This window comes from Methylomusa anaerophila, from assembly GCF_003966895.1.
GTDB classification, from domain to species: Bacteria; Bacillota; Negativicutes; order Sporomusales; family Sporomusaceae; genus Methylomusa; species Methylomusa anaerophila.
The window spans coordinates 3,267,672-3,279,678 of sequence record NZ_AP018449.1; the positions used below are offsets into that span (position 1 = coordinate 3,267,672).

10 protein-coding genes are annotated in these 12,007 nt (G+C 44.8%); all 10 read left to right on the forward strand.

Annotated features, from left to right (window positions below; genetic code table 11):
* Nucleotides 1-109 precede the first annotated feature (109 nt).
* The 10 genes from tsaD (at nt 110) to mqnC (ending at nt 11,970) form a co-directional block, all read left to right on the forward strand.
* Nucleotides 110-1,171 carry a tRNA (adenosine(37)-N6)-threonylcarbamoyltransferase complex transferase subunit TsaD gene (gene tsaD / locus MAMMFC1_RS14740; protein WP_232035470.1) on the forward strand — a complete coding sequence of 354 codons (1,062 nt, stop codon included), beginning with the start codon at nt 110-112 and terminating at the stop codon, nt 1,169-1,171.
* Nucleotides 1,172-1,615: 444 nt separating this feature from the next.
* Nucleotides 1,616-3,052: a sensor histidine kinase gene (locus MAMMFC1_RS14745; protein WP_126309210.1), complete on the forward strand. Its 1,437-nt coding sequence runs from the start codon at nt 1,616-1,618 to the stop codon at nt 3,050-3,052.
* 13 nt (nt 3,053-3,065) lie between these two features.
* Nucleotides 3,066-3,647: an ANTAR domain-containing response regulator gene (locus tag MAMMFC1_RS14750; protein WP_126309211.1), complete on the forward strand. Its 582-nt coding sequence runs from the start codon at nt 3,066-3,068 to the stop codon at nt 3,645-3,647.
* A 572-nt stretch (nt 3,648-4,219) separates the two neighbouring features.
* Nucleotides 4,220-4,504, forward strand: a complete 285-nt coding sequence (gene groES, locus MAMMFC1_RS14755; RefSeq protein WP_126309212.1) for a co-chaperone GroES — start codon at nt 4,220-4,222, stop codon at nt 4,502-4,504.
* A gap of 41 nt (nt 4,505-4,545) precedes the next feature.
* On the forward strand, nt 4,546-6,189 hold the full coding sequence (gene groL / locus MAMMFC1_RS14760) for a chaperonin GroEL (protein ID WP_126309213.1): 1,644 nt from the start codon (nt 4,546-4,548) through the stop codon (nt 6,187-6,189).
* A 272-nt stretch (nt 6,190-6,461) separates the two neighbouring features.
* Nucleotides 6,462-7,202 carry a polysaccharide deacetylase family sporulation protein PdaB gene (gene pdaB, locus MAMMFC1_RS14765; protein ID WP_126309214.1) on the forward strand — a complete coding sequence of 247 codons (741 nt, stop codon included), beginning with the start codon at nt 6,462-6,464 and terminating at the stop codon, nt 7,200-7,202.
* A 455-nt stretch (nt 7,203-7,657) separates the two neighbouring features.
* The gene (locus MAMMFC1_RS14770; protein WP_126309215.1) at nt 7,658-8,383 is read left to right on the forward strand and encodes an SAM-dependent methyltransferase; all 726 of its coding nucleotides are present in this window, start codon (nt 7,658-7,660) and stop codon (nt 8,381-8,383) included.
* A 592-nt stretch (nt 8,384-8,975) separates the two neighbouring features.
* Entirely contained in the window at nt 8,976-10,088 is a 1,113-nt protein-coding gene (mqnE, locus tag MAMMFC1_RS14775; protein ID WP_126309216.1) for an aminofutalosine synthase MqnE, read from the forward strand.
* Nucleotides 10,085-10,942 (forward strand): menaquinone biosynthetic enzyme MqnA/MqnD family protein, encoded by an 858-nt coding sequence (locus MAMMFC1_RS14780; RefSeq protein WP_126309217.1) that lies wholly within the window; start codon nt 10,085-10,087, stop codon nt 10,940-10,942. Before mqnE ends, MAMMFC1_RS14780 begins: the two co-directional genes overlap by 4 nt.
* The gene (gene mqnC / locus MAMMFC1_RS14785) at nt 10,939-11,970 is read left to right on the forward strand and encodes a cyclic dehypoxanthinyl futalosine synthase (RefSeq protein ID WP_408631213.1); all 1,032 of its coding nucleotides are present in this window, start codon (nt 10,939-10,941) and stop codon (nt 11,968-11,970) included. Before MAMMFC1_RS14780 ends, mqnC begins: the two co-directional genes overlap by 4 nt.
* Nucleotides 11,971-12,007 lie beyond the last annotated feature (37 nt).

Consider the following 12,007-nt stretch of genomic DNA (forward strand, 5'->3'; position numbering starts at 1 on the left):
TTTCCGGACGCATTTATTTGACTCGTCCTGTTCATAATTTGGCTTACATGAAAAGATTCAATACATAATAAACTCAATGTAATAATTAGTAGATACGGAGGCGGTTGTCTTGCAAGTTGAGTCTAACCGGAAAAACTACGAAACAACAAATACTCATCTGACTCTGGCCATTGAAACCAGTTGTGATGAAACCTCAGCAGCAGTTGTCAAAAATGGGCGCCAGATTTTATCCAACATTATTTCCTCTCAAATACAATTGCATCAAAAATATGGCGGAGTAGTACCGGAGATCGCTTCCCGCAAACATATCGAAAATGTCATTCCGGTAATAGACCAAGCTTTGGCTGAAGCAAAGATCACTTTGGCCGATATTAATACAATAGGCGTTACGTATGGACCGGGGTTGGTTGGCGCCCTTCTTGTCGGGGTGGCGGCAGCAAAAGCTCTGGCATTTGCCTCTAATATTCCGCTAGTAGGAGTTAACCATTTGGAGGGGCATATTTTTGCCAATTTTTTGGCGCATACGGATTTGGAGCCGCCTTTTATTGCCTTGGTAGTATCAGGCGGACATACATCCCTGATACATTTGAGGAATTATGACGAATTTATTTTGTTAGGACAGACGCGGGATGACGCTGCCGGAGAAGCATTTGATAAAATTGCCCGGATCATGAAATTTCCCTATCCCGGTGGTCCATACATTGATCAGGCGGCCAAAAGCGGCAATCCAGACGCTATCGCTTTTCCGCGGGCGCTGAGAGGGGCTCGTGGTGAGGAAAATTATGAATTTAGCTTTAGCGGCCTCAAATCGGCAGTGCTAAACTACTTGAATAATGCTGCCCAGCGTGGTGCGACAGTGAATATTTCAGATGTGGCGGCTAGCTTTCAAGCAGCAGTAGTGGAAGTACTTGTTAATAAAACTATGCATGCTGTACAACACTCGGGTGTAAGACAAGTTGTACTGGCCGGAGGCGTAGCGGCAAATTCAGCTCTTCGTGACGAGCTTGGCAAACGGGCAGCAGAGCGGGGAACAACACTATTTTACCCGCCGCCGGTTTTATGTACTGATAACGCTGCCATGATAGCGTGCCGTGCCTATTACCAGTACTTAGGAGGCGATATATCTGATTTAAATCTCAATGGTGTTCCGGGTTTGAGGCTAGGACAGTGAGATGTAAAGTTATAAATCAATGTGCAAAACAATGTTTTAACATTTGTGGATATAGTGGATAAATCTGATGATCTTCTCGTATAGCAAGAAAATAAAGTTGATATGCTGTGAATAAGTTTGTGGATAATGTGGATAACCCGGGGATAACATGGAATGTGGCTGTGAGTAAGTGAGGAAATATAGACATTATGTGGAAAATATATGTAACGTTGACAGAATTATTCAAATATTATTTACAGGATAAGTTGACATTTTTGAGTAAAACTTGGCAATAGAAATATATTTACAGTGCCTGTCATATGAATAAGTATGTAACTATGTAATTTTTATGACCAGATGACAAGGAATTTTTTAATAGCAAGTGGAATAAATACAAGACTTTAAGGAGGATTAGCAGTATTTGGTATCTTTTAATATTGGAATCGGAGGAAGCGGGGAACAAAGATGGGAGTCGTTGCCGACTTATGCCGAAAGATATCTACTTTAAACCCTAATGAAATAGAGACTTTGGAAAATGTTTTAACCGTTTTGGGCTTGGCTGCAGATTTGGCTCATGCGCAAGCAACCCTGTATGCCCCAGCCCTCAGCGAAAACTTTATGGTCATCGTTGCGCAGCTAAAACCGAATACCAGCTATATCCAGTTCCGGACAAATCTATTAGGAAGTGCTGTCGAATCAGGTGAAGAACCGCTTGTCTGGCGTACTTTAATTTCCGGCGAACCCATTGCTGGACAGCGGGAGTTTGAATTAGGTGGAGACGTCGTTGAGATGCGGGTTTTTCCAATTCGCGACAGCAGCGGTCAGGTTGTTGCGGCCACCAGCTTTGAAACGAGCAGTTCGGAAGCAAGCGCCGATGGCCATCATGTTCTTATGGAAACCGCCTATATGCTCCTTAACATGGCTGCTTCCGATTTGTATTCAGGCAGTAAGCTCTATCGGCCTCTTGGTACCAGAGATGGGATTGTTATTGTTGACGCACAGGGCGATATAATTTTTTCCAACTCTGCTGCGGATGGCATTTATAAGACATTAGGAGTTAACCGGATGATCGGACGGCGGGTTGACGACCAGCAAATTAATATGAAAGTTGTTCAGCAAGCGGAAGGTAGCGGTGAGCCCCAGGAAAGCGAAATTGAAGCCGGGAATATGATATTGATGCAACGGGCCATTCCAATTGTTGCTAAAGAGCAAGTATCCCGTGTCATATTTATTATTGCGGATGTTACAGAAATTAGGAAAAAAGAAAAAGAACTGTTAATTAAATCTGCCGTAATTCAAGAAATCCATCACCGGGTAAAAAACAACCTTCAGACGATAGCCAGTTTACTCAGGTTACAGGCGCGGCGTACTAGCACACCTGAAGTTAAAGCCGCTTTAAGAGAGAGCGTCAACCGTATATTGAGCATTTCAGTGGTACATGAATTCTTGTCGCAGCAGGATCGTGAGTATATTGATGTTGCGGAGGTTACCAAGAATATTCTGGATCTGGTCATTCAAAATATGCTGGAACCGGATTTTAACATAGAGACAGTACTAAATGGGCAGACGGTGATATTGCCTTCTGAGCGGGCCAGTAGTTTGGCGCTTGTTATTAACGAACTTATTCAAAACTCAATTGAACATGGATTTGTCGGGCGCAAGGAAGGCCTAATCAGTGTTGATATTACTATAGCCCCGGATAGTTACCAAATTGATATTTACGACAATGGAGTTGGACTGCCGAAAGATTTTAATCTGCAGACCACCAACAGTCTCGGTCTGCAAATTGTGAGGACTCTCGTTGAAACCGATCTTGGCGGCAAGTTTAGGATTTATTCCGATACTGGAACTCACGCCTCAGTTATTATTCCGCGACTTGCAGAAAGTGCAAAAGGAGACTAAGGAGGTTGGCAATATGGAATCTTTGCGGATTGTAATCGCGGATAATGAATCCATTATCCGGATGGACTTAAAAGAACTGTTGGAGGAGGCCGGGCATAGCATAGTTGGAGAAGCAGCGGACGGAATCAAGGCTGTGGAACTGGCTCGTAAACATAACCCGGATCTTGTTATTATGGACATTAAGATGCCGGAAATGGATGGTATTACAGCAGCCAAGATCATTTCAAATGAAAAAATAGCTCCGGTTTTACTACTGACAGCCTTTAGTCAGAAGGAAATTGTGGAAAAGGCAAAAGATTCCGGCGTACTTGCCTACCTGGTGAAACCGGTAAAAGAAGCTAACCTATTTCCGGCTATGGAGATTGCGTTATCAAGATTTCAGGAGTTTGCGGAACTGGAAAAGGAATTGGAAGAAGTTAAGAATTCATTGGAGACTCGTAAAATACTCGATCGTGCCAAAGGAATTCTTATGGATGCCTATAGCCTTACTGAGAGTGAGGCCTATAGGCGTATTCAGCAATACAGTATGAGCAAACGCAAGTCTATTCGGGAAGTGGCGGAGGCTATTGTTGAGTCTGCCACTCGCAAACGGTAGTAAAAACTATTCACGTTAAGAGGGGAACTGCTTATAAGCCGCCATCTGCGTCGTTGTTCCTGCGGTCCTCACTACAGCGTACAACCGGTACGCTTCCGTTCCGGTCCTCGTTGCGCCTAGCATCTAACGACTTCTAAGCAGTTCGGGGCAGTTAATAAGCTAGGTAGATACAAGCTTAACTACTCGTTAAGATGGAAACTGCTGGATAACCGCCGTCTGTATCGGCTCTTGCGGTGCTCGCTCCAACCGATCTAAGTAGTTAGCTTATCTCCATCTGATGGCACGGACCTCCGGTACGCCTTTGCTCTGGCTTCTCGGTATGAAAATTTATTTTCAGGTATAGTTCATGGCAGTTGTTAAGTTGAGTTGATACGGTGATTTTCAAAGGGTAAAGCAGCCTGTGCTCTACCTTTTTTTGTTTTTTACAAAAAATTTATGAATTTCTGGGCAAAATGCTCTTGATTTTTAGAGCGTTTTTTTATATTATAATTTATGGAATTAGCACTCAATGTTAGTGAGTGCTAACAATAAACAGTTGAAAATTATTACACTATAAAGGGAGGTTTTCTCACATGATTAAGCCGTTAGGCGACAGAGTAGTAATCGAGGCTTTGGAAAAGGAAGAAGTTACCAAAAGTGGAATTGTCCTGCCGGACACCGTTAAGGAAAAGCCGCAAGAAGGTAAAATTGTGGCTGTCGGTACCGGGAAAGTATTGGATAACGGTCAGCGGATTGCGCTTGATGTTAAAGCCGGTGACAAAGTTATTTTTTCCAAATATGCCGGTACTGAAGTTAAGATTGATGGTAAAGAGTACCTCATTCTCAGCGAAAGAGATATCCTGGCAATAGTTGAATAGTTGAATAATATTAAACCGAAACGAAAGGAAGGTAATACATAATGGCTAAGCAAATTATTTTTGATGAAGAAGCACGTCGTGCACTGGAAAAAGGTGTTAACGCCCTTGCCAACGCTGTTAAAATAACTCTTGGACCTAAAGGTCGTAACGTTGTTCTGGACAAAAAATTCGGTGCTCCTACCATTACTAATGACGGCGTAACCATCGCCCGTGATGTTGAACTTGAAGATCCCTTCGAAAATATGGGTGCTCAACTTGTTAAAGAAGTTGCCACCAAAACGAATGACGTAGCCGGTGACGGTACTACTACCGCTACTCTCTTGGCTCAAGCCATGATCCGCGAAGGTATGCGCAATGTTGCCGCAGGTGCCAACCCCATGATTCTCAAAAAAGGTATTGAAAAGGCCGTTGAAGTACTTGTCAGCGAGATTAAAGCAAGCTCTAAAAAAATTGAGACTAAAGATGCTATTGCCCAGGTTGCGTCTATTTCCGCCGCTGACGCTGAAATTGGCAAGCTGATTGCCGAAGCCATGGAAAAAGTAGGTAAAGACGGTGTTATCACTGTTGAAGAATCCAAAACTATGGGTACTGATCTTGATGTTGTAGAAGGAATGCAGTTCGACCGCGGTTACATTTCGCCCTATATGGTTACCGACGCTGACAAAATGGAAGCCGTTCTGAATGAACCATATATCCTGATCACCGACCGTAAGATTGGTGCTATTGCCGACCTTCTCCCGGTCCTTGAAAAAGTGGTGCAACAAGGCAAGGAACTCTTAATTGTTGCTGAAGATGTAGAAGGGGAAGCGCTGGCTACCCTGGTAGTAAATAAACTTCGTGGTACTTTCCGGGCTGTAGCGGTGAAGGCTCCTGGCTTTGGTGACCGCAGAAAAGCAATGCTGGAAGACATCGCTATCCTTACCAGCGGTGCCGTTATTACCGAAGAACTTGGCCGCAAGCTCGATAGTGTACAACTTTCCGATCTTGGCCGCGCTCGTCAAGTCCGGGTTTCCAAAGAAGAAACTACGATCGTGGAAGGTTATGGACAAGCTGATGAAATCAAAAAACGTGTCGGCCAAATCCGTGTTCAAATCGAAGAAACTACCTCTGATTTCGATAAAGAAAAACTGCAAGAACGTCTGGCCAAACTTGCCGGTGGTGTAGCAGTAATCCAAGTTGGTGCAGCTACAGAAGTTGAACTCAAAGAGAAGAAACACCGTATCGAAGATGCTCTCAATGCTACTCGCGCAGCTGTTGAAGAAGGTATTGTAGCCGGTGGCGGCACTACCTTCATCGACATTCAAGCCAGTCTTGATAAGCTCAGCCTTACTGGTGATGAAAAGACCGGTGTGAACATTGTAAGACGGGCGATTGAAGAACCTGTACGCCAGATTGCCGATAACGCCGGGCATGAAGGTTCCGTGGTTGTTGAAAACGTTAAAAAAGCAGGCACAGGCTTTGGCTTCAACGCTCTTACTGAAGAATACATTGATATGATTGCCGCCGGTATTGTTGATCCGGCTAAAGTTACCCGCTCCGCTCTGCAAAACGCAGCCAGCATTGCGGCCATGGTACTCACTACTGAAACCCTTATTGCCGACAAACCGGAAAAAGAAAGTCCGGCAGCCGGCATGGGCGGCATGGGTGGTATGGGCGGCATGGGCGGTATGGGCGGCATGATGTAAGAATGCCGTAAACCCTTTGATATATAAAGGGTTTAAGATACCGGAAACCGCAAATGTTCACCTCACCATTTTGCTAACGAAATTGCTAAATATTAGAGGTTGTCCATGAGTGATCAAACTTTTGGGCAGCCTCTTTTTTTATTATTTTGGTAACATTCGGGCCACCATTGGGGCTTTTCCTACCCAGCAATGGGCTACTCCTTCTACTCGATTTGCATATTCCCCTGATTCCCTGCATACATAGTATTGTAGTGCGGGAAGGAGGGAAAAGCGTGATCATCAACTTGCGCCGCCTGTTCTATCACCGTCATATTTTTTTTAGCATTATTGGATTGCTTGCAATCTCCACTGTGTACATCCAAATTTCAGAAGTCATTTCCGGGGGGCCGATTGCTATTGCCGGCACTCGGACGGAACAGAAAGTGGTGGCTCTGACTTTTGACCATTCGTGGGGAAACAAGTTTACCCCTTCCATTTTGGATACCTTAAAACAGCATGATCTTAAAGTTACTTTTTTCATTATGGGTCCATGGGCCAAGAAATATCCCGAAGTTGCTCAGCGAATGGTCACGGATGGTCATGAAATAGCAAGTCACGGCTATCGGCATGAAAACTATGGTGACATGCCGCCCGCATGGGTGAAGGAAGATATAACCAAGGCGCAGGAACTGATAAAAGAGGTAACAGGCGTTGAAACCAAGCTTATCCGTCCGCCTAATGGCCACTACAGCCAAACATCTCTTAAAGTTGCAGACGAACTAGGCTATAAAACGATTATTTGGAATGTAGATTCTCTTGATTGGAAGAATCCCGGCCGAGACGTAATTATTGACCGTATTATGAAACGAATTAAACCTGGCGCCATTATACTGATGCACGCTTCCGATACTCCCGTGCAGACGGCGGAAGCCTTACCCGTCGTCATTGAAAAGATTAAAGCGGAAGGGTATAAGATCGTTACCGTAAGTGAACTGCTCACCAATTGTAGTGAAAAAGGAATTCAGAGACATTGATAAGCTTCAGGCTGTTGAAAAACTTCGTCTAGCGTCGTTGCTCCTCACAGATCGGGTTAGTATGCAAGGTGCGCCTGGCTGTACTCGTTTTTGAACAGCCTGGAGTTTGTCGACAAGCAGAAGGGGCTGTCGCGCTAAGATAGCACCTAAAACAACAAAAAAAGGCGTCCGGCTAAGGCACGCCCCCAATAAAGAAGTATTTACATTGACATAATGATAGTGCCATGATATAGTAAGTTAAAGAAAGAGGGAGTGTATTGATGTCGGTAATTCTGTAAGGGGTTAGGTTAAGGGCATGAAACGAGCAGTTGTTCTGCTTTTATTTGTGTTGTCAAAAACTGCCTTACAGATTGAATGAGCATCCATTATTTATAATGGTGTAATTTGTAGCGCAGTATCATACTGCGCTTTTTTGTTTTCTTTCTATAAGGCGAAAATTAGAAAGGAAGAATACCATGTATCCATTTACAGACCAGTTTATGTCCAATGATGAAAATGTTGAGTTCTTGAAAGCCGCTATGATGGGGCCAAATGCCATGCGATTATCAGAGGAATTGTCATTGTACCTAAACATTGATGAGAATATGCGAATACTTGACCTTGGCTGCGGGTGTGGTCTTTCCACGCTTTTGTTGGCGAAAAAATATGGCGCGTCCGTTTTCGCCGCCGACCTCTGGATTTCGCCAACTGAAAACTATGAGCGTTTTCAATCTATCGGGATTGATGATAAGGCCGTTCCGATTTCCGTAGACGCGACCAAAGGGCTGCCTTTCGCAAACGGATATTTTGACTTGTTGTTCACCGTGGACGCTTACCATTATTTCGGCGATACGGCGGAAATGCTCCCGTCGCTTATTCCTTTTGTGAAAAAGGGCGGCTATATCGTCGTGGCTATTCCTGGATTAAATTACGAATTTGAGGGTAATGTTCCCGATGAAATGCAGCCGTTTTGGAATAGCGAGATGGAAAGAACCTTGCACTCTCTTGATTGGTGGAAAGATTTGTGGAAGAAAGCAGAGGGCATTGAAATGGTGGACAGTCGCGAAATGGCCTGTTGCAGACAGGCGTGGAAAGAATGGCAGACCGGTTATCATCCCATTGTCGCTGAGGACATCAAAATGATGGAGGCTGAAGGCGGAAAGTATTTTAATCTTATTCAGTTGATTGCTAAAGTACTCTGAATACCTTTGTTCCAATAAAGTGAAGCCTTGTCCGTGAATAAGGCCGCTACGCCTATCCAGCCAGTCAAGGGCCGAGTAGTATTTTGCTAGCGCAAAATCTCCACTCTTAAACCCTTTGACTGACTGGATTTTTGCCGTACCATTGCGCCGCCGACCGCTCCATTTTACGGCAAAATCGGCTCCGCTGGATTGGCGGCAATCGGTAGCTTTATGCGGTGGCTCTGCCCCGCACCTCCCCGGCCTCCTCCAAAGAACAGAGAAACCCGAACGGCGAAAGGCGTTGTCAATGGGAATGTGGAATAGCGGACAGAGCGTATAACACACTACACTTTGCGTGTCACGGTTTCACCCTACCCCGCAAAATGCAAAAGACGGACTATCAGCTTTACGCCGATAGTCCGTCTTTTGTTGTCACATTCCGCTTGTCGACACTACCCAATCTGAATGTTCCTTTTACTTCTTTATTGGGTATCATATATTTTGCCATGCAGCAGGATTTTGTCGATTCAACCCGAAGAATACAAAATTGCATAAAGTACTAATTTAAAGATGATAACTAAATCGCAAAGATATAGTCGGGGTGGCAATTTCATTGAATGAGTACGTTTATTCTGCGAAGGAAAAGATTATAAACAACCAGCGTATAGATTTTGCGGATGCCATGGCTTTATATTATCATGAAGATCTCCTGATGCTGGCGCAACTGGCACGGAAAGCAAAGGAAGCAAAATCGGGACGACACGTTTATTTTAATGTCAATCGTCATATTAATCTGTCTAATATTTGCCAATCGGGGTGTCCGCTTTGTGCATTTGCCTGTAAATCGGGTGAGGAACAGGCTTTTGTGCTGGAAACGGCAGATGTGGAAAAAATTGTAAGGCAGGCAGTTAAAGGTACACCGGATTTAACCGAAATCCATATTGTCAGCGCTCTAAATCCTGAAAAAGCATTTTCTTACTATATGAACATTATTGAGACGGTGAGACGGGAAGCGCCTCACGTTCACATTAAAGCATTCACTCCGGTCGAGATCAGCCATTTTTCCCAAATCTCCGGTTACTCAGTGAAAGCTGTATTGGAAAAATTAAAAGAAGCCGGACTGCATTCCCTGCCAGGTGGTGGCGCTGAAATACTGGATGACGAAGTGCGACAAATAATTTGTCCCAACAAAGCTTCAACTGCCCAGTGGATTGAGGTAATCAGAACTGCTCACAAACTAAATATACCTACAAACGCCACCATGCTTTACGGGCATATTGAAACTGTTGCCCAGCGGATCCGGCATCTTCTGACTATCAGGGATATCCAGGACGAAACAGGCGGTTTTCAAGGATTTGTTGCCTTTCCTTTCCACCCGGGCAATACGGACCTGGCTGCGACTCACACAGTCAACAGAGTATCAGCTTGGGAAGATCTGAAAATGATTGCCATAGCCCGGCTGATACTTGATAACGTTGAGCATATTAAAGCCTTCTGGATGATGCTTACCCTGCCGGTTGCCCAACTGTCCCTTGCTTTTGGCGTGGATGATTTTGATGGAACGGTAGTAGAGGAAAAAATTATCCACGCTGCCGGCGCCAAGACAAAATCCGGCATTACTAAGAAGGAATTGATCGCCTTGATACGGGAAACCGGCTTAATTCCGGTGGAACGGGACACCTTTTACCACCACCTTAAAGTATATGACGGAGAGAAACAAGGATGAATACCGGCAATCAAGCTAGATTAGGACATATTGATTTTATCAATTGTTTGCCATTGGCACACGGACTGAAAGCAGGTGGTTTCGGTCAGGACCTTGATATTGTGGCAGGAGCGCCGTCGTGGCTCAACCGGCTGGCAATAGACGGAAAGGTTGACATCACACCCGTTTCTTCAATTATATATGCTATAAATAAGAATAGATTTCTTATATTGCCTGATGTCTCGATTAGTGCGAAGGGAATTTTGCAAAGCATAATCCTGGTAGCCAAAAGACCAATATATGAATTAGAAGGAGCGAAAGTGGCGTTAACCTATAAATCAGCTACATCCCATATACTGCTCAAGATTATTATGAATAAGGCTTATAATTTGACGCCCGACTATTTCATCTCCCAGGCCGCCGGGGTTGATGAAGCACTGCAAGATGCCGACGCCGCTTTGTTTATCGGCGATGATGCTCTATATGCCTATCACCGTAAAAGACGGAGCTATTACTATTATGACCTGGGCGGAGAGTGGAAAAAGCTGACCGGGCAAGCCATGGTATATGCTTTATGGGTGGTAGACCGCCGGTTTGCCGGGAGCTTCCCGGAACTGGTTACTATGATTCACCGCCGAGTGACGCAAGGGTTTTCCTACGGCTTGTCCCACCTTCCGGAGGCAGCTGCGGCGATTAACGGCAAAGTGCCTTTCACTGCCGAACAGATACTCCATTATTTAGACCTTTTGAACTACGGCTTGTCATCTGAACATCAAACGGCCTTGTTGACATATTACAGCATGGCGCAAGAGCTTGGATATATAGCGGATGTTCCGGCTCTCCGCTTTGCCCGGGTGGGGGGAGAAAGGGAATGATGTCCTTGGCTGAAGCATTGGATTTGTTAAATGGCGCCGACATCCTGGAGTTAGGGCGGGCGGCGGACACTGTTCGCTACCGGATTCACCCGGAAAATGTGGTTACCTTTATCATTGACCGTAATATCAATTATACCAACATATGCAAAAGTGAATGCAAATTTTGCGCCTTTTATCGTCCGGCATATCACCGGGACGGCTATGTGTTATCTTATGACGATATCCTTAATAAAATTAGAGAAACCGTTGCTGCCGGCGGTACACAAATCATGTTGCAGGGCGGATTAAATTCTGAATTGAGTCTTGACTATTACCTAAATTTGCTTAAACTTATAAAAAAGCACTATTCCATTTCCATTACTATCCATTCCTTTTCTCCTGCTGAAATACAATTCATGGCCAAGCAGGCAGGAATTTCCCTTAAAGAGACCTTGCTTAAATTAAAGAGTGCGGGTTTGGATTCTCTTCCCGGCGGTGGGGCTGAAATTTTGGTGGACGAGGTTAGAAGACGGGTAAGCCCAAAGAAGATCAGCGCTGCTGATTGGCTGGAGGTTATGCGGCAAGCCCACGGGGTTGGGTTGAAAGCTACTGCGACTATGGTAATCGGTATGGGAGAAAGTTTTAAAGACAGATTGGAACATATGGAAAAGATACGCGCGCTGCAGGAAGAAACCGGCGGTTTTCGCGCTTTCATCATGTGGTCCTATCAACCGGGAAATACTCAGCTCGGCGGCGAGAAGATCTCAGCCTGGGACTATTTAAGAACTCTGGCTGTTGCCCGGCTTTATTTGCATAATATAGAGCATATTCAGGGTTCGTGGGTTACACAGGGTCAAAACATAGGCCAACTGACTTTGGCGTTTGGCGCCGATGACCTTGGCAGCATTATGCTGGAAGAAAATGTTGTACGGGCGGCAGGCACTGCTTACGAAATGTCTGTCAACAAGATGCTGGGGATGATTCGGGCGGCAGGAAAAATTCCGGCCCAGCGAGATACAGAATACAATATTATTAAACGCTTTGAGTAATAAGTTACTGCGGTACGAAAGACTGGCAGTCCTGGAT